The organism is Streptomyces sp. NPDC090083 (assembly GCF_044747445.1).
Classification (GTDB): Bacteria; Actinomycetota; Actinomycetes; order Streptomycetales; family Streptomycetaceae; genus Streptomyces.
The window spans coordinates 1,084,084-1,103,246 of record NZ_JBIVED010000001.1 but is presented as its reverse complement, the minus strand read 5'-3'; the positions used below and the strand labels follow the sequence as shown (position 1 = coordinate 1,103,246).

General features: G+C 72.3%; 20 protein-coding genes. 4 read left to right on the top strand and 16 right to left on the bottom strand.

Annotated features, from left to right (window positions below):
* The first annotated feature begins 161 nt into the window (after window positions 1-161).
* A complete protein-coding gene (gene hemG, locus ACIPTO_RS04645; RefSeq protein ID WP_401189443.1) occupies window positions 162-1,592 on the top strand; it encodes a protoporphyrinogen oxidase in 1,431 nt (476 codons plus the stop codon).
* A 4-nt stretch (window positions 1,593-1,596) separates the two neighbouring features.
* On the top strand, window positions 1,597-2,328 hold the full coding sequence (hemQ, locus tag ACIPTO_RS04640; protein ID WP_366312340.1) for a hydrogen peroxide-dependent heme synthase: 732 nt from the start codon (window positions 1,597-1,599) through the stop codon (window positions 2,326-2,328).
* 78 nt (window positions 2,329-2,406) lie between these two features.
* Here hemQ and ACIPTO_RS04635 read toward each other — a convergent pair whose 3' ends face one another.
* The 7 genes from ACIPTO_RS04635 to ACIPTO_RS04605 all read right to left on the bottom strand — a co-directional run bounded on the left by ACIPTO_RS04635 (window position 2,407) and on the right by ACIPTO_RS04605 (window position 9,686).
* Complete coding sequence (locus tag ACIPTO_RS04635) at window positions 2,407-4,011, bottom strand: alpha/beta hydrolase (RefSeq protein WP_401189440.1); 1,605 nt, start codon at window positions 4,009-4,011, stop codon at window positions 2,407-2,409.
* Window positions 4,012-4,145: 134 nt separating this feature from the next.
* Window positions 4,146-4,922 carry a TIGR04222 domain-containing membrane protein gene (locus ACIPTO_RS04630; RefSeq protein ID WP_366312336.1) on the bottom strand — a complete coding sequence of 259 codons (777 nt, stop codon included), beginning with the start codon at window positions 4,920-4,922 and terminating at the stop codon, window positions 4,146-4,148.
* Window positions 4,923-5,039: 117 nt separating this feature from the next.
* Window positions 5,040-5,810 carry a DUF4142 domain-containing protein gene (locus ACIPTO_RS04625; RefSeq protein ID WP_401189438.1) on the bottom strand — a complete coding sequence of 257 codons (771 nt, stop codon included), beginning with the start codon at window positions 5,808-5,810 and terminating at the stop codon, window positions 5,040-5,042.
* A 124-nt stretch (window positions 5,811-5,934) separates the two neighbouring features.
* Window positions 5,935-7,269 carry a DUF692 domain-containing protein gene (locus tag ACIPTO_RS04620; protein ID WP_401189436.1) on the bottom strand — a complete coding sequence of 445 codons (1,335 nt, stop codon included), beginning with the start codon at window positions 7,267-7,269 and terminating at the stop codon, window positions 5,935-5,937.
* A 141-nt stretch (window positions 7,270-7,410) separates the two neighbouring features.
* Entirely contained in the window at window positions 7,411-8,199 is a 789-nt protein-coding gene (locus tag ACIPTO_RS04615; RefSeq protein WP_366312330.1) for a DUF4142 domain-containing protein, read from the bottom strand.
* A 107-nt stretch (window positions 8,200-8,306) separates the two neighbouring features.
* Window positions 8,307-8,933: a TIGR03086 family metal-binding protein gene (locus tag ACIPTO_RS04610; RefSeq protein WP_401189434.1), complete on the bottom strand. Its 627-nt coding sequence runs from the start codon at window positions 8,931-8,933 to the stop codon at window positions 8,307-8,309.
* An 81-nt stretch (window positions 8,934-9,014) separates the two neighbouring features.
* Window positions 9,015-9,686 (bottom strand): TetR/AcrR family transcriptional regulator, encoded by a 672-nt coding sequence (locus ACIPTO_RS04605; protein WP_401189432.1) that lies wholly within the window; start codon window positions 9,684-9,686, stop codon window positions 9,015-9,017.
* A 180-nt stretch (window positions 9,687-9,866) separates the two neighbouring features.
* Between ACIPTO_RS04605 and ACIPTO_RS04600 the strand changes: the two genes are divergently transcribed.
* The gene (locus ACIPTO_RS04600) at window positions 9,867-10,490 is read left to right on the top strand and encodes a methyltransferase family protein (protein ID WP_401189430.1); all 624 of its coding nucleotides are present in this window, start codon (window positions 9,867-9,869) and stop codon (window positions 10,488-10,490) included.
* A gap of 17 nt (window positions 10,491-10,507) precedes the next feature.
* Here the strand turns inward: ACIPTO_RS04600 and ACIPTO_RS04595 are convergent, their stop codons facing one another.
* The 9 genes from ACIPTO_RS04595 to zapE all read right to left on the bottom strand — a co-directional run bounded on the left by ACIPTO_RS04595 (window position 10,508) and on the right by zapE (window position 18,233).
* A complete protein-coding gene (locus tag ACIPTO_RS04595) occupies window positions 10,508-11,263 on the bottom strand; it encodes a peptidyl-tRNA hydrolase (protein ID WP_366312322.1) in 756 nt (251 codons plus the stop codon).
* Window positions 11,264-11,356: 93 nt separating this feature from the next.
* Complete coding sequence (locus ACIPTO_RS04590; RefSeq protein WP_366312320.1) at window positions 11,357-11,500, bottom strand: hypothetical protein; 144 nt, start codon at window positions 11,498-11,500, stop codon at window positions 11,357-11,359.
* A gap of 30 nt (window positions 11,501-11,530) precedes the next feature.
* Window positions 11,531-12,373, bottom strand: coding sequence for a polysaccharide deacetylase family protein (locus ACIPTO_RS04585; protein ID WP_401189428.1), 843 nt, complete (start codon window positions 12,371-12,373; stop codon window positions 11,531-11,533).
* A gap of 62 nt (window positions 12,374-12,435) precedes the next feature.
* Entirely contained in the window at window positions 12,436-13,389 is a 954-nt protein-coding gene (locus ACIPTO_RS04580; protein ID WP_401189427.1) for a polyphosphate kinase 2 family protein, read from the bottom strand.
* A gap of 81 nt (window positions 13,390-13,470) precedes the next feature.
* Window positions 13,471-14,256 (bottom strand): slipin family protein, encoded by a 786-nt coding sequence (locus ACIPTO_RS04575; RefSeq protein ID WP_366312314.1) that lies wholly within the window; start codon window positions 14,254-14,256, stop codon window positions 13,471-13,473.
* A 138-nt stretch (window positions 14,257-14,394) separates the two neighbouring features.
* On the bottom strand, window positions 14,395-15,900 hold the full coding sequence (locus ACIPTO_RS04570; protein ID WP_401189424.1) for a SulP family inorganic anion transporter: 1,506 nt from the start codon (window positions 15,898-15,900) through the stop codon (window positions 14,395-14,397).
* A gap of 8 nt (window positions 15,901-15,908) precedes the next feature.
* Window positions 15,909-16,490, bottom strand: coding sequence for a carbonic anhydrase (locus ACIPTO_RS04565; RefSeq protein ID WP_366312310.1), 582 nt, complete (start codon window positions 16,488-16,490; stop codon window positions 15,909-15,911).
* Between the two features lie 86 nt (window positions 16,491-16,576).
* Window positions 16,577-16,975 (bottom strand): hypothetical protein, encoded by a 399-nt coding sequence (locus ACIPTO_RS04560; protein ID WP_401189422.1) that lies wholly within the window; start codon window positions 16,973-16,975, stop codon window positions 16,577-16,579.
* 154 nt (window positions 16,976-17,129) lie between these two features.
* On the bottom strand, window positions 17,130-18,233 hold the full coding sequence (gene zapE, locus ACIPTO_RS04555; protein ID WP_401189421.1) for a cell division protein ZapE: 1,104 nt from the start codon (window positions 18,231-18,233) through the stop codon (window positions 17,130-17,132).
* Window positions 18,234-18,270: 37 nt separating this feature from the next.
* On the opposite strand from zapE, the gene ACIPTO_RS04550 reads away from it, so the two are divergent.
* Window positions 18,271-19,065: a pyrimidine reductase family protein gene (locus tag ACIPTO_RS04550; protein WP_401189419.1), complete on the top strand. Its 795-nt coding sequence runs from the start codon at window positions 18,271-18,273 to the stop codon at window positions 19,063-19,065.
* The last annotated feature ends 98 nt before the right edge of the window (window positions 19,066-19,163 follow it).

Genomic DNA, 19,163 nt, shown 5'->3' with positions numbered 1-19,163 from the left:
GGTCGCTACCCCCGGGGGTTCGTCGTGACGGCTGACGCACCTTCGACGCCGGGACCGGTCGGGACGTTGGCGGGAAACGGTCCCGATGCGGTCACGGTCGGGACTCGCGCCGGACACCGGCCCGGGACCGGACTGTCAGTGGGGTCTGAGAGGCTGGGGGCATGCGCGAAGTGGAGACTCGTACGGACCCAGGGCATGTCGTCGTCATCGGCGCCGGCATCGGCGGACTGGCCGCCGCGCACCGGCTGCTGGACAGCGGCGTGCGCGTGACCGTCGTCGAGGCGTCGGACCGGGTCGGCGGCAAGCTGCTGCCCGGTGAGATCGCGGGCTCCCGCGTGGACCTCGGCGCCGAGTCGATGCTGGCCCGCCGCCCCGAGGCCGTCGCCCTGGCCCGCGAGGCGGGCCTCGCCGACTTCCTGCGGACGCCGGCCACGGCCACCGCGTCGATCTGGACCCGGGGTGCCCTGCGCCCCATGCCCAAGGGCCATGTCATGGGCGTCCCCGGCACCGCGTCCGCCCTCTCCGGAGTCCTCTCGGACGAGGGCCTGCACCGCATCGAGCGCGACGCCGACCTGCCCCGCACGGAGGTCGGTGACGATGTGGCGGTCGGCGCGTACGTGGCGGCACGCCTGGGCCGCGAGGTCGTCGACCGCCTCGTCGAACCGCTCCTGGGCGGGGTCTACGCGGGCGACGCGTACCGCATCTCCATGCGCTCGGCCGTCCCGCAGCTCTACCAGGCGGCGAAGAGCCACGACTCCCTCACCGAGGCCGTCCGGGGCATCCAGGAGCGTGCCGCCGCCGCACAGCAGACCGGCCCGGTCTTCATGGGCGTCCAGGGCGGAGTGGGCCGACTCCCGCTCGCCGTGGCCGAGTCGGCACGCGCGCGCGGCGCCGAGATCCTCACCGGCACCCCGGTGACGGAGCTGCGCCGCCACGGCACAGCGGGCTGGCGAGTGGTGGCCGGCGACCGTGTGATGGACGCGGACGGCGTGATCGTCGCCGTCCCCGCCCCGGTCGCCGCCGCGCTGCTGCGCCCCGAGGCGCCGGGCGCGGCAGCGGAGTTGGCGGCCGTCGAGTACGCCTCGATGGCGCTGGTCACCCTCGCCTACCGCCGCGCGGACGTCGAACTCCCCGAAGGCAGCGGATTCCTGGTGCCCCCCGTCGACGGCCGCACCATCAAGGCGTCCACGTTCGCCTCCCAGAAGTGGGGCTGGATCGCCGACGAGAACCCGGAGGTGGTCGTCCTGCGCACCTCGGTCGGCCGGTACGGCGAGACGGCGATCCTGGAGCGCGACGACAGCGGCCTGGTGGACGTCTCGCGCCACGACCTGCGCGAGGCGACGGGCCTGGACGCCTCCCCCCTGGAGACCCGCGTCACCCGCTGGACCGACGGCCTGCCCCAGTACCCGGTGGGCCACCACGCGCGCGTGGCCCGCGTCCGCGAACACGTGGCCAAGCTGCCCGGCCTCGCCGTCTGCGGCGCGGCGTACGACGGGGTGGGCATCCCGGCCACCATCGCCAGCGCGTACACGGCCGTCGAGCGGCTGACCGGTGACCCGGTGCCGAGCGCCTCCGGCGGAGCGGGAGAATAGCCCCATGAGCGACGACGCACCCACCACCGAGTCCGGCCGTGTCCCGAACAAGGGCAAGCTGGCCAAGGACCTCAACGAGGCCATCCGCTACACCCTGTGGTCCGTCTTCAGGCTGAAGGACGTGCTGCCCGAGGACCGCTCCGGTTACGCCGACGAGGTCCAGGAGCTGTTCGACCAGCTCGCCGCGAAGGACGTGACCGTCCGCGGCACGTACGACGTCTCGGGCCTGCGTGCCGACGCCGACCTCATGATCTGGTGGCACGCCGAGACCGCCGACCAGCTCCAGGAGGCGTACAACCTCTTCCGCCGCACGAGGCTCGGCCGTGCCATGGAGCCGGTCTGGTCGAACATGGCGCTGCACCGCCCCGCCGAGTTCAACCGCTCGCACATCCCGGCCTTCCTGGCCGACGAGACCCCGCGCGACTACGTCAGCGTGTACCCGTTCGTGCGCTCCTACGACTGGTACCTGCTCCCCGACGAGGACCGCCGCCGCATGCTCGCCGACCACGGCAAGATGGCCCGCGGCTACCCGGACGTCCGTGCCAACACGGTCGCCTCGTTCTCCCTCGGCGACTACGAGTGGATCCTCGCCTTCGAGGCCGACGAGCTCTACCGCATCGTCGACCTCATGCGTCACCTCCGGGCCTCCGAGGCCCGCATGCACGTCCGGGAAGAGGTCCCCTTCTACACGGGCCGCCGCAAGGACATCGGCGACCTGGTGGCCGGCCTGGCGTAAGTGCCCCGGAAGGGCGCGGGGCTGGGTCGGCCTGCGGCTCCGCCGCACAGGCCCGACCAGCCCCCACCGTCCGGTGGACTACTTGCGGGCCGCCTGCGCGGGGCTCGGCTTCGGCTCCTGATGCGGCGCGCACGCCGCGCGCCGCTCGGGCAGCCGCCCCTCCAACAGGTAGGCGTCCAGATACCCGTTGACGCACTTGTTGGATCCCCCGGCGATGCCATGGGTCCCGGCATCCCGCTCGGTCACCAGCACCGAGCCGGACAACCGCCGCTGCAACTCCAGCGCCCCGTCGTACGGCGTGGCCGCGTCCCGCTCGGCGGCCATGATCAGCACCGGCGGCAACTCCCCGGGCCCGGTCCGCACATCGAGAGGCTGCTGACGCGGGGCGGGCCAGTACGCGCACGGCAGATTCATCCACACGTTGTCCCACGTCTCGAACGGCGCGACCCGGGCGAGCCGGGTGTTGTCCCGGTCCCAGGTCCGCCAGTCGGTCGGCCAGGGCGCGTCGTTGCACTCGACGGCCGTGTACACCGCGTTCCCGTTCTCCGCCTCGACAGCGGCCTCCGGCGTGGGCCCGGCCTGCTGGATCAGCGGCTTGGGGTCACCCTTCAGATACGACGACAACGCGGCCGCGGTGTGCGGCCAGTAGTCGTCGTAGTACCCGGCGGACAGGATCGCGCCCTGCAACTGCGCGGGCCCCACCTTCCCGCCCGCCGGCTTCTCGGCGAGCCGCGCCTCGGCCTCGCGGTAGCCGGCGAGCACCTTGTCCGCCGTGTCGCCGAGGTGGTAGACGTCGTCGTGCCGGGCGATCCACTCGCGGAAGTCCGTCCAACGGCCCTCGAACGCGGCCGACTGGTCGAGGTTGTTGCGGTACCAGACCTGCTCGGGGTCCGGGTTCACCGCCGAGTCGAACACCATCCGCCGCACGTGCGTGGGGAACATCGTCGCGTACAGCGCCCCGAAGTACGTCCCGTAGGACGCGCCCATGAACGTCAGCCGGTCCTCGCCGAGCGCGGCGCGCAGGACGTCGAGGTCGCGGGCGTTGTTGAGGGAGGTGTAGAAGCGGAGCTTGGCGCCGGAACGCTGGGCGCAGCCGCGCGCGTAGGCCTTGGCCTGGGCGATGCGCTCCTTCTTGTACGACTCCGAGGGGTACGTCGGCGACTGCGAGGGCGCCTTGAAGAAGTGCTTCGGGTCCTCGCAGGAGAGAGGCGCCGACTTGTCGACGCCACGCGGGGCGTAGCCGACGAGGTCGTAGGCCGACGCGATGCGCTTCCACTCGGGGAGCATGGCGATCAGCGGGAAGTAGAGGCCGGAGGCGCCGGGGCCGCCCGGGTTGTAGACCAGGGAGCCCTGGCGGGGGACTCTGCGCTTGCTGTTGTGCGGGTCCTTGTGGGTGGCGTGGGCGCGGCTGACGGTCAGTCTGATCTGCTTGCCGTCGGGGTGCGCGTAGTCGAGCGGGACGGAGACCGTGCCGCACTCCATGGTGCCGGGCAGGTCCTGTGCGTCGGGGCACTTCCCGAAGGTGATGCCCTTCGCCCGGGCGTGCGCGGCGGCCAGTGCGGTGCCCGTGGACTCGGCGGCCCGCACCGCGCCGGGAACGGCGGGGGTACCGGTGGCCGGGGTGGCGGCGAGGCTGGTCAGGAGCAAGGACCCGGCGGCCGAGTACAGGGCGGCGGCTCGCATGGTGGCGTTTCCCTTCGGAGCACGGCAGCAACAAAGGGGATGTTTCGTTCGCTACCGGGTGAAGGCAAGCACTGTCGGGCGGTGTCGGCCCCAATGACCCCCGTGCGCCCCCGGGGAGCGCCTTCACGCTGCGGTCAGCGGCGCCGCTCGAACTGCTCGCGGTGTGCGAACGCCGCCCGCAGATCGGGCTCGCCGACCGCGCGGATGCCGCGTACGGCGACGGACGTCAGATAGGTGCGGTCGTCCCCGCTGCCCGCGTGCCGCGCCAGCGTGCCCAGCAGCCGCTGACCGGCCGGAGAGGCCCAGCGCGAGTACGGATGCACCTCGATCCGCGCTATCGCGAGGCAGCTCAGGGTGAGGGCCAGTGGCAGCGCGAACCAGAGCGCGACCAGGCCCCGCGGCATCTCGGCCCCCGGCGTCAGCAGCGCGATCGCGCCCAGCCCGAGCACGGCGAGCGCGGCGGCCCGCACCTGCCGGACCCCGGACGCGACGGTCGTCGTACTCCCGTCCGGTACGGCAAGACCCGCGTCGACGAGTCCGACCGCGAGGTCGCGCACCGCGTCCGTGGCCGCCGCGGTGGCCCGCACCGGGCCGATCCTGGACTGCCCCTCGGGACCGATCGCGCCTATCACCGACCGCTCGATGGCGTCCCGGCCGCGCGGGTCGACGACGGTCGCCCAGCCGGTGTGGGCGAGCAGCAGCCGGTGCTGGCGCGCCATGGAGACCAGCGTCAGATCGGCGACCCGCGCGGGACCGCCGGAGAGGAACGCCGCCTCGTAGAGCGTCAGATCATGTCCCGTGCCCGCGTCGTCCGCGTCGGCGGCCGCCGCTCTGACGGCGGCCAGGCACAGCCGCGTGCACGCCGTGCCGGCGACGGCCCAGGCCAGGAGCAGGAGAAGGACCCAGAACATGCCAAGTTTCTATGCCAAAGGCGGACCGCGACGCCATGCCTTGTTCACAATCCGGACAGAGCGTTGTCGGCATGTGACGTTCCGGTTGTCCGGAAACCGCCCACGGCCGAAACAGGTCTACGGCCGCGCCGACACCAGGGGGCTGGAGGCGGCCGGCGGGAGCGTGTAGGTCGGGGAGGCCGACGGGCTCAGCGGGACGACCTGACCGGGGTCGGCCGCGGCGGAGACGCTGGGCACGGGCGAGCTGGACGCGGCCATGTCCCGGGCCAGCTCGGCGAAGTCGACGTAGCCGGTGGCCTCCAGGACCTTGATGTGGTCCAGGACGGTCGTGTTGGCGTCGTCGGCGAGCGAGCGCACCAAGGAGTTCTGCGTGGTGGCCCGGACCTGCGCGACCACCGTGAACACCCGGCCGTGCGCGAGGCGCAGGATGTTGGCGAACTTGCGGTCGAAGTCCACGCCCCGCGCCGCGCCGAGCGTGGCGAGCCACTGCTGTTGCTGCGCGTTCGGCTGGTTGGGCAGCGGCACCCCGAGCCGCGCGGCGACGTCCCGCACCCGCTCGTCGAGGAACGTGTGCCCGTCGATGAGGTGCTGCCCCGCCGTCCGTACGGCCGCGGTGGTGCCCTTCTCCTCCGCCTGCCGGCCGGCCGGCAGCTCCCACAGCCCGGCCAGCCGGACCTTCGTGACGAAGTCCCGGTCCAGGGCGGACAACGGCCCGTACGGCGTCGTCACGGTCTGGTCGCTGAGCACGCCGGCACCTGCCGTACCGGACCGGTCGGCGTAGGACCAGACCGGGAAGACCAGTGCGGCGAGGGTCACGGTCAGGCCGATGACGATGACGCCGGTGCCACTGAAGATGCCTCGGCCCTGAGCGGGGGGTCGCGGTCGCATGGGGTGCCTCCTGTCCCGGCACCGCACGTGAGTGCGCTTCTCGTGCGGAACCACCACATTACTGTGGAGTCACAGGCGCCTCCCAAGGCCCCACGTCAGCCCCGCTCCGGCCCCGCGCCGGACCTCAACGGCCCAGCAGCACCCGCCGGGTGGCCCGGGCGAGCCGCACCGCGGGCCGCTTCGACCGGGGGACGGGCCCCGAGCGCTCCAGCCACCACTCCCGCAACTCCCGCCGCGCGTCCGCGTCCTCGGGCCCGCCGGACAGCAGCAGCTGCCCCGCGAAGTCCAGCGCGTCACGCCGGTAGCCGCCGGTCATCGGGTGCGAGTGCGCGTACGCGAGGAACGCCGTGCGGTACGACTCCCCGAGGATCTCCGGCAGTTCGGGAGCGACCTTCGCCACGACGTCCGCCCGCTTCACCCCGAGCGCCCGGGCCTGCACACCGAGCCGTATCCGGTCGAAGCCGTCGGGGACGGGGGTGCCGGCGACCAGGGCGGAGAGCAGGGTGGTCTCGGCCAGGGCGAGGCGCTGGCGGGCGGGGCCGGAGTCCTCCGGCGGCCCCGCGGCCCGGGTCGCCTCGGCCGTTGTCCAGGCCTTCGGCTCCGGCGCGGTCGCCCGGCCCGTCGTCCGCCGGGCCCACCCCTTGGTCAGCGCCCCCTGGATCGCCTCCAACTCCCGCTCCAGCTCGGCCGGTTCGGGGAAGTTGTCGTCCCGCTCCAGCAGTACCCCGGGCGGAGAGACGCGGGACGCCAGATCCGTGAGGATGCCTAGGACCGGCGCGGGCACGGGATGGGCGTGGGTGTCGTGCCACACGCCGTCGCGTTCGACGCCGCCCGCGACATGGACGTAGGCGATGGCCTCGACGGGGAGTTCGGCGAGGGCCTCGGCCGGGTCCTCGCCGCGGTTGACGTGGTTGGTGTGCAGGTTGGCGACGTCGATGAGGAGGCGTACGCCGGTGCGGTCGGCCAGGTCGTACAGGAACTGGCCCTCGGTCATCTCCTCGCCCGGCCAGGCGAGCAGCGCGGCGATGTTCTCGACGGCGAGGGGCACGGGCAGCGCTGCCTGGGCGACGCGGATGTTCTCGCAGAGCACGTCGAGGGCGTCGCGGGTGCGCGGTACGGGCAGCAGGTGCCCGGCTTCCAGGAGCGGTGAGGCGGTCAGCGGGCCGCCCGCGCGGACGAACGCGATGTGCTCGGTGACCAGCGGCGCGCCCAGTGCCTCGGCACGCTCGGCGAGCGCGGTCAGCCGGGCCTCGTCGGGGCGGTCGGCGCCGCCGAGGCCGAGGGAGACGCCGTGCGGGACGACGGTCACGCCGCGGGCGCGCAGCCGCAGCAGGGAGTCGGGGAGGTGACCGGGGCAGACGTTCTCGGCCACTGCCTCGACCCAGTCGATGCCCGGCATGCGCTCCACGGCGTCCGCGATCTCCGGCCGCCAGCCGATGCCCGTCCCCAGTCGCTCCATCGTCCGCCCCCGTCGTCCAGGTATTCCATGAACTCCTCATGGCCGCTGTTCCGGCGTGACCGAGGTATCGCCGGAACAGCGGGCCCCGAACCCCCGCCGCGTCACCTTCAGAGGAACATTTGAGGTTCGGGGAGCTCTGCCCTAACCCAGGATGCCGTTCGAGTCGACCGGATCCGGTCGGCCCGTGTTCACGGTGCCGGGCGCCGCGGGGGACGGCCGCGAGGTGGTACCGATGTTGCCGCTCGCCTCGGCGGCCGGCGCGGAGGGCGCGGGCAGACCGGGCACCGGCGCGGCGGGGCCGGTCGGGCTGGCGGTGGAGGCGTTCGCGATCTCGTTGGCGATGGCGTCGAAGTCGACCCGCCCGGTCTTCTCCAGCACCGTGATGTGGTCGAGCACGGTCTGGTTGGTGTCCGAGGCCAGCTGCCGCACGAGGCTGTTGCGGGTGCTGTTCCGCACGGCGCCGATGGCCGGGAAGATCTTGCCGTGCGCGGCGCGCAGCAGGTTGACGAACTTGTACTCGTACTCGGCGCCGGTCGCCGCGCTCATCTCCTGGAGCCAGCCCTGCTGCTGCTCGTTCGGCACGTTGGGCAGCGCCACGTTGAGCTGGGCCGCGACGATCCGCACCCGCTTGTCGAGGTCGGTGTGGCCGACGATGAGATGGTCCCCGGCCTCCTTGATCGCCGCGCTGGGCGCCCGCTCGATGGCCTGCTGCCCGGCCGGCAGCTCCCACAGCCCGGCCAGCCGCACCCGCACGATCAGATCCCGGTCGGAGGCCGTCAGCGGCCCCCACTCGGTGTTCACCGTGCCCGCCGCCACGTTCGCCTGTCCGGTGCCCGCGCGGTCGGAGTACGACCACACGGGAAAGGCGAGTGCGCCGGTGGTGGCGACGATGGCCGTGATGAGCACAGCCGTACCGTTGATACGACTCAAGGGAGCCTCCCGGGGAAACCAACTGGCCGGTGGAGAAGCCGGCGCGTGGCCGGTGCCAGAAGGTACGAGCGGGCCGGGCGACTTGTTCAAAGGGAGGGAAGCTTTCCTCAAAGGGAAGGCAAAGAAGGCGAGTTCGTGGGCCAGTCCTCCGGAGCCCGGCCCAGCAGCCGCAGCGTCTCGTCGAGCGCTCCGGCGTCCGGCGGCACGTCGAGGGACGGGCCGAAGGTGAACCCCGGTCCGCGCCCGGCCGGGTCGGTCGGCACCGACTGGGCGACGGTCAGGGCGATGTCGAGCACGTCGTCCGACAGGTCCAGCCGTACACCGAGGGTGGCGGCGACGTCCCAGGCGTGCACGACGTAGTCGACGAAGTGGAAGCCGATCGCCATCCGGCCGGGGAAGCTCGCGCCCAGCTCCGGAAGGGTGAACTCCCGCTCGACGACGCCGGGTTCGGCGAACGCGGCGAGGACGTCGGTGGCCGCCTCGCGATGCGTACGGGCCGGGTCGCTCAGGTCCGCGGGCTCCCGCCAGGAGTCCGGGTCCTGGCCCGTGCCGCGCGCGGCGGCCGCGAACCCGCGGTGCTGCGCGGCCATGTGTGCCACGAGCCGCCGCAGGTCCCAGCCCGCGCAAGGGGTGTCCCGCTCCCAGTCCTCCGCGTGCGCCGACTCCACCATGCGCAGCGCCTCGTGGACGGCGATCCGGTCGAGCTCGACGATGTCCGTTCCGGTGGTGGTCATGAGGCCCGAGCCTAAAACTGTGCGAACGATCGTGCTACTTGTTTTCGGCCGACCTGAGGTGGAGAGGAAGTGCCGTTCGTGTCAGGGGACTTGGGGAGCCGTGGCGGGATCGGTGGCCGCGCTCCGCAGCCGTGCCGCTATGCCGGCCCGGGCCCTGCGGTACACGGTCTCCTCGTCGTGCAGCACGGAGAACGCGTTGGACGTCTCCATCAACGCGACGATCTCGAAGGCGAGTTGGGGTATGTCGGTGTCGGCCCGCAGCTCGCCGGTGTCCCGGGCCTCGGCCGCCGTCCGCTCCACGAGGGACATCCAGGCCCGGTGCGCGCCGGCCATCGCGTCGTGCACCGGCCCGGAGCGCGCGTCGAACTCGGCGATGACCCCGTAGAAGAAGCAGCCGCCGGGGAACACCCGGCCCCGCGAGTACTCCAGCCACAGGTCGCACAGCCGCCACAACCGGCCCATTCCGGGGGCGACTTCGGCGGCGGGCCTGATCACCTGCTCGGTGTAGATGCGGGCGGCCTCACGCACGGTCGCCAGCTGCAGTTCCTGCTTGGAGCCGAAGAGCGCGAACACCCCGCTCTTGCTGAGCCGCAGCTCGGTGGCCAGCCGCCCCACGGACAGTGCCTCCAGGCCCTCGACGGAGGCGATGTCGACGGTGCGGCGCAGGACGAGGCGCCGCGTGCGGTTGCCCCGCTCGACCCGGCCGTCGAGCCGTGTCGTCGCCGTGTCCTCGTCAACCCCGCCCGCTCCCATGGTGGTCCACCCTAAGCAACGCGGGGCAGACGGGCCCCGCCCGGGACGTGACGCGACGGCGCGCGGTGCGGGCGGGGCCGAGGGCGTCGGCCCCGCCGCGGGTCTCCACCCGGGGGTGGAGCCCATGAATCAGCCCGTGGGTGGTGGTGAACGACGCAGGTCAGGGCGCAGCCTTGTGGCATGGGCTCACTGCATTCCGCACTCGCCGCCCTCACGGGCATCTGCGTCGCGATCTTCGTCGTGGCCTGGCTCGTGGGTGCCGTCTACTTCGGCGTGAAGAGCGGGACCGGGCTGCGGGACCGGGTGCGCGGACTGCGCCGCACCCTGCCCCGCCGGGTGCTGCTCCTCGCGGGCTGCTGGGCGTTCTCCGTCCTGGTCGCCCGCTCCCCGGACTCCTTCTGGCACCACCTCCAGTACTGGCAACCTGAGCTGGCGGTCCTCGGCGCCGTGCTCGCCGTGGCCTCCACGGCCCTGCTCCTCCGGGCCCCCTGGGTCCTGGGCGTCATGTGGGCCAGCATCCCCGTGGTCCAGGAACACCACGAACTGCGCACCGAGGGCCCGTACCGCATGGTCCGGCACCCCATCTACACCGGGCTCCTCGGCCTGGCCTTCGGCGGGATGCTCGCCTGCGGCTTCGGCATATGGATCGTGTTCCCGGCCGTCGCGGTGCCGTGGCTGCTGCGCCGGGTGCGCATCGAGGACCGCCTGATGGCGGACCGGTTCGGCGCGTCCTACGAGGCGTACCGGGCGCGGGTTCCCGCGCTGATCCCGTGGACCCGGCCGGGAGCGGTGGTGCGGACGTAGGCCGGGGGGGGGGTGCCTCAGCCGGTCGGCGGTGCTGCGTCGCCCGGCGGATCGCCGGCGCGCTCGTGCCCCTCGACGGCGACCGTGAGCCCCGGGGCGATCTCGGTGAAGCCCGCGTCGCGGACCAACGGCCTTTCGGTGCTGATGAGTTCGGCCCAGTGGGCGGGGGTGGCGGTGCGCACGGAGAGGGGGAAGCCCGCGCGGCGCCAGGCGGTGCGGTCGTCGTCGGACAGTTCCCACCAGGCGAGCTGGGCGCCGTGGCCGGTCTGGGCCATCGTCTTGCCGGCGGACATGTCGAGCTCGGGGTTGAGCCAGAGCACCGGCGCCGTCGGGTCCGCGTCGGCCGGCGGTTCGGGGTCGTCGAGGTCGGTGCCGGAGACCTGGAGCCGGGCGAGGTCCTTGGGCCAGCCGTCGAGCGGGACGGGCGGGAAGACCCGTACCTCCGCCGACTTCCCGGTGACGGTGATGCCCGGCAGCGCCTCGGCCCGCCGCCACTCGGCCCCGCGCGCCCGCCGGACCACCTTCCGGATCCGCGCGTCCTGCCAGTCCCGCACGGCCTGCGCCCACTCGCCGTCCCCGAGGGCCCGCTCGTCGCTGAGGATCGTCAGCACCGCACGCGCGGCCGTCTCCAGCGCGTCCGTGCGGACCGGCGGCGCGTCCCGCTCGATCCGCACCACGAGAGGCAGCACGAACTGCGGAGCCTCGTCGCGCGCGGTGGGTTCGTTGCGGAAGGGGTCGGCGCTGTCGCCGGGAACGGTGGAGTCACTGGTCACCCCCTCAGTCTGCCAGCCGGGGGAACGGCTCCTGGAGGCACCGCCGAGGGGCCGCCTCAGGGGCGCGGGGAACTGCGCGGGTCGGCCCGCCGTTCACCCCGAGCAGGCGGTGCGCTGTGCCTCCTGCCACTCGCAGACGGGGCACAGCGTGATCCCCTTGTACGACTCCGGGTACTCGGTCGGTTCCCGGCACAGCACACACTCCGCGTACGCCGGTGCCGTCTCCTCGTCGCTCATGACACCAGCGTACGAGGGAGCGCCGGGCACTCAGCCGTGCCGGCCGGTCGCTCCGATCAGCTGGGAGACCTTGACGAAGCGGTACCCCTGCTTCCGCAGCTCGGGCACGATCATGCGGACGGCCCGCTCGGTCGCCGGGGCGGCGCTGCGCGTGCAGTGCATGACGACGACGGAGCCGGGCCTCACCCCCTCCAGCACCTGCTGGGCCACCGCGTCCGAGTCCGTCGCGAACGCGTCGCCGCTGACCACGTCCCACTGCACCGCCGTGACACCGACCGCGCTCAGCGTCCTCAGCGCCTGACGGTCGTAACACCCGCCGGGGAAGCGGAAGTACGGCATCGCGTTCGGCACGCCCGCCTTCTTGAAGGCGGTGTACGCCCGCTCGACATCGGCCTTCATCCGGTCCGGGGCCACGGTCGGCAGGCCGTAGCAGTCGCCGGTGAAGGCGTAGTGGCTGTACGAGTGGTTGGCGATCTCGAACTGCGGGTCACGGCCGATGGCGCGGGCCTCCGCCGGGTACTCGTCGGCCCACCGGCCCGTCATGAACACGGTCGCCGGCACCTTCAGCGTGCGCAGCGTGGAGATCAGCTGCGGATTGTCGAAGTGCTCGCCCTTCGCCGCGCGGGGACCCTCGTCGGCGGTCATGTCGGCGTCGAAGGTCAGCGCGACGGTCCTGCCGCCGACCCGCGGTCCGTTCTTGAAGACGGGGGTCAGTCCGGCGGGTCCGGGCGCGAGCGTGGGTGGCCGCGACTCGGCGGCGGAGGGCGCGCTGGGCGCCGGACGGCTGGCGTGGGGCGCCGAGGGGGCGCCGCAGGCGGTGAGCGCGGCGCCGAGCGCACAGGCGGCGGCGACTTGGCGTACTCGAATGGTCACCGTAGGAAGATAGAAGGATAAAAGGGATTATTTGCTCACCGACACGGCGGGGGGCGGGGCGGTCAGCCCGGGCCCAGCAGCCGTTCCCGGCACTCCTCCACGTCGAAGTCCGCCTTCGGGTACTGCGGGTCCATCGCCGTCAGGCGGTCCAGGAGGAGACGGCTGATGGCCCAGTTGCGGTACCACTTGCGGTCGGCCGGGATCAGGTACCAGGGGGCGTCCGGGGTGGAGCAGCGGGTGAGGGCGGTCTCGTAGGCCTGCTGGTAGGCGGGCCACAGGGCGCGTTCCTCGATGTCGCCGGGGTTGAACTTCCAGTGCTTGTCCGGGTTGTCGAGGCGTTCCAGCAGGCGGCGGCGCTGCTCGTCGTAGGAGATGTGCAGGAAGCACTTGACGACGGTCACGCCGTCGTCGGCGAGGGACTTCTCGAAGCGGTTGATCCGGCCGTAGCGGTCGTTGATCTCGCGGTGCGGGGCGAGGTCGCGGACGCGGGCGATGAGGACGTCCTCGTAGTGGGAGCGGTCGAAGATGCCGATCTCGCCGGGGTGGGGGAGGGCGCGCTTGATACGCCACAGGAAGTCGTGCCGGCGTTCCTCGGGGGTGGGCGCCTTGAAGGCTCTGATCCGGCAGCCGGACGGGTTGAACAGGCCGATGACGTGCTTGACCGTGCCGCCCTTGCCGCTGGTGTCCATGCCCTGGAGGACCAGGAGGAGACGTCGGCCGTCGCCGGCCGTGCTCGCCGCCCAGAGGCGTTCTTGCAGGTCGGCGAGGTGTTCGCCCATCCGGGCGGTGTCCTTGAGGCCGGCGGCCTTGTCGGCGGGGCCGGCCGGGGTGGCCCTCGGGTCGTAGGAGGAGAGGTCGACCGGGCGGCCGGCGGGGACGCGCAGCTCGGCGGCCAGCGCGCCCGCCTCGTCGCGGGAGGCGTGCGCCGTGCCCCGCTTCTTCCGGCCCCCGTCCTTCTCCGCGCCCTCGCCCCTGCTCTTCTTCCGGTCCGCGCTCTTCGAGGCCTTCTTGCTCATGGGCCGTCCCTTCCGGTCGGGTCCCTCGATCCTGCGGGGTGGGCGCGGGACTCGCCAGTCCGTGGCGGCCGGCACCGGGCGTCACTTCTCCACGGGCGGCGGGGGAGGAGGCGCGGCCCGCTCCAGGAACCGCAGCAGCTCGACCGGGAACGGCAGCACCAGCGTGGAGTTCTTCTCGGCGGCGACCGCCACCACCGTCTGCAGCAGCCGGAGTTGGAGTGCTGCGGGCTGTTCGGACATCTGCTCGGCGGCCTCGGCGAGTTTCTTCGAGGCCTGCAACTCGGCGTCCGCGTTGATGATCCGGGCCCGCCGCTCACGGTCCGCCTCGGCCTGCCGGGCCATCGACCGCTTCATCGTCTCGGGCAACGAGACGTCCTTGATCTCGACGCGGTCGATCTGGACGCCCCAGCCGACCGCCGGGCTGTCGATCATCAACTCCAGCCCCTGGTTGAGCTTTTCGCGGCTGGAGAGCAGATCGTCGAGGTCGCTCTTGCCGATGATCGACCGCAGCGAGGTCTGCGCCATCTGCGAGACGGCGAAGCGGTAGTCCTCGACCGTGACGATCGCGTCGGACGCGTTGACGACCCTGAAGTAGACGACCGCGTCGACGCGCACCGTCACGTTGTCGCGCGTGATGCCCTCCTGCGCGGGCACCGGCATCGTCACGATCTGCATGTTGACCTTGCGGAGCCGGTCCACGAACGGGACGACCATGGTGAAGCCGGGCGCCCGGACGTCACCGACCACCCGCCCGAGGCGGAAGACGACCCCGCGCTCGTACTGCTTGACCACCCGCGCCGCCGCGGCGACGTACACCAGGCACGCGGAACCGGCCGCCGCGCCCGCCACCAGCAGGTCCTGGAGCATCCTGACCCCCTCACAGAGAGGCCGTTCTGTCTACTTCTGCAAGGGTATGCCCGGCACCTGTCCTGAGGCCACGATCACGCCGGTGCCCGCCCCGGGGCCACCATCACCCCGGAGCGGGCACCGGCACCGCCGCCTCGCCTATGCCGTCCGCTGGGTCGCGGGGATCTTCACCGCCGTGACCTTCACCGGCTCGGTCCCGACCGCGCTGTGCCGCTCGGCCCAGTTCTCCAGCGCCGTACGGCAGGCGTGGTCGAGGTGGTGCAGACCGGAGAGGTGGAGTTCGACCGGGCGGTCCTGCGGGAGCGCCTCCAGGCTGTCGAGGATCTTCGGCAGCCGCAGGAAGGTCGCGTTGCCCGACAGATAGGCCTGGACCGGGCCGGCGCCCTTGTCGACGACCTCCAGCTTGATGTGGGAGGCCTCCCACGCCGTCTTCACGACGGCCAGCGCGAGGCCGATGAGGACGCCCTCGAACATGCTGACCGCCACGATCGACAGCGCCGTGACGACCAGGATCAGCGCCTCGCCCCGGTGCTCGCGCCACAGCGACACGATCGCCCGGACGGGGATGAGCTTGGCACCGGCGTGCACCAGGACACCCGCCAGGGCCGGGATCGGGATGTACGCGAGGACGCCCGGCAGCAGCGCCGCGAACAGCAGCAGCCACACGCCGTGCATGACCCGGGACGCCTTCGTCCGCGCACCCGCCTGCACGTTGGCCGCACTGCGCACGATCACCGCGGTCATCGGCAGCGCGCCGAGGATCCCGCACAGCGCGTTGCCCACGCCCTGCGCCACCAACTCCTTGTTGTACTCGGTGCGTCGGCCGGAGTGCAGCCGGTCGACTGCCGCCGCGCTGAACAGCGACTCGGCGGACGCGATCAGCGTGAACGCGACGATCGTGCCGAGCAGTCCGATCCGCGCCAGCCCGCCGAACTCACTCAGCGGCGGCGGCTGCAACGAGCCCAGCAGCCCCTGCACTTCGACCGTCGCCACCGGCAGCCCGAACACGAGCGCGGCGAGCGTCGCCAGTCCTACGGCGGCCAACGGACCCGGAACCGTACGGACCTTGGCCGGCAGCCGCTTCCACAGCACCAGGACGGCGACGGTGGCGGCGCCGAGCGCGAGCGAGGCCAGAGCCTCCGTCTTCCCGACGGCGTCGACGAGCGCGCCGGGCAGCCCGGCTATCTTGTCGACACCCGAGGCGGGGGCCTTCGCCCCCGCGACCGAGTACAACTGCCCCGCGATCAGAACCAGTCCGATGCCGGCCAGCATGCCCTCGACGACCGAGACCGAGATGGCCCGGAAGTAGCGCCCCAACTTCAGGACGCCCATGAGGACTTGGAGCACGCCGGTGATGAGCACGATGACGCCGAGGGCGGGCAGTCCGTACTCCCGCACCGCCTCGAAGACCAGCACGGTCAGACCGGCGGCGGGCCCGGACACCTGGAGGCTGCTGCCCCGCATGAGTCCGGTGACGATCCCGCCCACGATGCCGGTGACCAGGCCGAGTTCGGCCGGTACACCGGAAGCGACGGCCACGCCCACGCAGAGCGGGAGCGCGACCAGGAACACGACGAGCGAGGCGGCGAAGTCCTGCCGCAGATGAGGGAACCTGGTCTTCTTCGGGGTCAGGTCATTGTCCATGGCGCGACTCACAGGGACTCGAACTGGTCGGTGTCCGCGCTGTGTTCGAGCACGGCACCGGTGTGGACCTCGTAGTACCAGCCGTGCACCCGCAGCCGCCCGTCCGCCAGCCGCCGCTCCACACAGGGGTAGGAGCGCAGGCGCAGCAACTGGGCGAGTACGTGGTTCTGCACGGCTCCGGCGACCGTCGGGTCGGCGGTGTCGCTCGGCGCGGGTTCGTCGGCGGCGTGCGCGAGCCAGTCGCGTACGGCCGGCACGGCGGCGAGGTCGTCGCCGCGCACCAGGGCGCCGACGGCACCGCAGTGGGAGTGGCCGCAGACGACGACGTCCTGGACGCCGAGCACCTCCACGGCGTATTCGATGGTGGCCGCCTCGCTGGTGGGGTTGCCGGAGGCGTACGGCGGGACGATGTTGCCCGCGGTGCGCAGTTCGAAGAGCTGGCCGGGGCGGGCGCCCGTGATCAGGGCCGGGACGACCCTGGAGTCGGAGCAGGTGATGAACAGGACCTGTGGGGACTGGCCTGCGGCGAGTCCGGCGAACTCCTCAGGGCGTTGTCCGAACGTCCGGGCGTTGTCGATGAGGGGCTGCATGACGTGTGTATTCCTCCTGGCGCGCCCTCTGGGCGCGTCGGGCTTGCATGACAGTGTGGTGGGGGACGTGACTGCCTGCCGGTCTCTCAGCAGCGGAAGACCTGAAGTGCCGCCGGAGAGTGCGCTGTCGAGGATCTTGACGTGCGATGGTGCGCCGCGCCCGGCGCCACCGAGGTGCTGACGGCCGCCGGGTCCTGCGCCAGCAGGGGCCGCTCGGGCGCCTCGGGCCCGCAGTCGGCGACGCGGTAACGGTCGCGCAGGCGCAGCGGGGCGGTGGGGGTCCCGGCGGCGCCGCAGTCGCGGAAGGTGATGGTCTCGGTGCGCAGGGCCTTGCCGCCGAGCGTGAGCACCGGCTGTGCTTTGGCCTCTGCGTGACGCGCCGTATGCGCGGATGCGAAGGAAGTGGTGGGTGCGAAGAACTGGAGGGCGAGCAGGGCGGTGGTGATCAGTGCGAGCACGGTCCGTGCCGTCTTACCTCGCAACATGCGCCCCCCCTCAGACACTTCGCATCTCTTGTACAGACCAACGACTGGTCAATGGTTGGTCAAGAAGTACGGTAGCCCAGCTGAGTTGTTTGCAAGGTTAACGCAGCGTTTCCGATGAAAGAGAGCGTGAAAAGCGTGCCTGTGCTGGCGTGAACTAGGCGGTTTCGACGAGGCCCTTGGCGTCCCGGGCCAGCGCGGTGAGGCGGGAGATCGCGCGGAAGTACTTCTTGCGGTAGCCGCCGTTCAGCATCTCCTCGCTGAACAGCCGGTCGAAGGGCAACCCCGAGGCGAGGACGGGCACTTCACGGTCGTAGAGCCGGTCCGCGAGGACGACCAGGCGCAGGGCCGTCGACTGGTCGGGCACCGGCTGGACGTCGGTGAGGCAGACGGCCCTGAGGTCGTCGGTGAGGGCGCCGTAGCGGCTGGGGTGGACCTTGGCGAGGTGGGCCAGCAGGTTCGGGAAGTCGTCGAGGGAGGCGCCGGGGGTGGTGTACGCCGCCTTCGTCACCTGCTCGTCGGAGAACGGTGCCGGGGCCTCCGGGAGGCCGCGGTGGCGGTAGTCCTCGCCGTCGATGCGCAGCGAGCGGAAGTGCGCGGACAGGCCCTGGATCTCGCGCAGGAAGTCGACGGACGCGAAGCGGCCCTCGCCGAGCTTGCCCGGCAGCGTGTTCGAGGTGGCGGCGAGTGCCACACCGGCGTCGACGAGCTTGCCGAGCAGGGTCGAGACGAGGACGGTGTCGCCCGGGTCGTCCAGCTCGAACTCGTCGATGCACAGCAGGCGGTGGCCCGAGAGCGTCCGGACCGTCTGCTGGAAACCGAGGGCGCCGACCAGGTTGGTCAGCTCGACGAAGGTGCCGAAGGCCTTGAGCGCGGGCTCGGCCGGGGTGGCGTGCCACAGGGAGGCCAGGAGGTGGGTCTTGCCCACGCCGTAGCCGCCGTCCAGGTAGACACCGCGGGGTCGCGCCGGGGTCTTCGCCTTCCCCTTGCCGAAGCCCAGGAAGCCGCGCTTGCCGGCGCCGGCCGCGTGTGCCCCGCCGAGTCCGGCGGCGAAGGCCTCCAGGACGCCGACCGCCTCGGTCTGGCTGGGCTGGTTCGGGTCCGGGATGTACGTGGCGAAGCGCACCGAGTCGAAGCGCGGCGGCGGCACCATCTCGGCGACCAGCCGGTCTGCGGGGACGTACGGCTCGCGGGCGCACAGGGACAGCGGGGCCGCGTCTGCTATCGGGCTGGTCCCGGGGGCGGCTGAGGAGGACGACACGGTTCACCACTCTAAGGGCCGTGCCACACTGCACGACATGCGACGCCTGATCCCTGTGACCGACGAAACAGCAGCCCAGGCCTCGGACGGGGCCCCTGACGCGGGTGGGACGGACCGTGAGTGGGGACTCGCGGACCTCGCGGAGGCGTACGCCTACCCGGCCGCCGACGGCCCCTGGCTGCGCGCCAACATGGTCTCCACGCTCGACGGGGCCGGTCACCACGAGGGCCGCTCGCAGCCCATCTCCGGGGACGCGGACATGCGGATCTTCGGCACTCTGCGGGCGCTGGCGGACGTCGTGATCGTCGGCGCGGAAACGGTACGCCAGGAGGGCTACCGACCCGCACGCGCGCGTGCCGAGTTCGCGGAGGCACGCACGCGTGCCGGGCAGGGACCGGCCCCCGTGATCGCGGTCGTCACCGCGAGCCTCGATCTGGACTTCTCGCTTCCGCTCTTCGTCTCGCCCCTGGTGCCGACGCTGGTCCTCACGGGCGCCCAGGCGGCACCGGACCGGGTCGCGGCCGCGGAGAAGTCGGGCGCCCGGGTGGTCGTCGCCGGTGACGGCGTCGGCGTCGACCCCGCACGGGTCGTGGAGGCGCTCGCCGCGCTGGGGCACACCCGGCTGCTGACCGAGGGCGGGCCGCGGCTGCTGGGGCAGTTCGTGGCCGCCGGGGCACTCGACGAACTGTGTCTGACCCTCTCGCCGATGCTCGTCGCGGGGGAGGCGCAACGGATCGCGGGAGGGCCGTCGGTTAAGGTTCCCCAGCGCTTCGAACTGGTGTCCCTGCTGGAAGAGGCCGGGTTCCTGTTCGGTCGTTACCGTCGGTCGTGAAAACGGGGCGGAATCATCCGTTCCGTTTAGCTTTCGGCGGGCACACTAAAACCGGCAGTACCCGTGCGATCACGGGGCAGGATGGTTTCCGCAGGGCC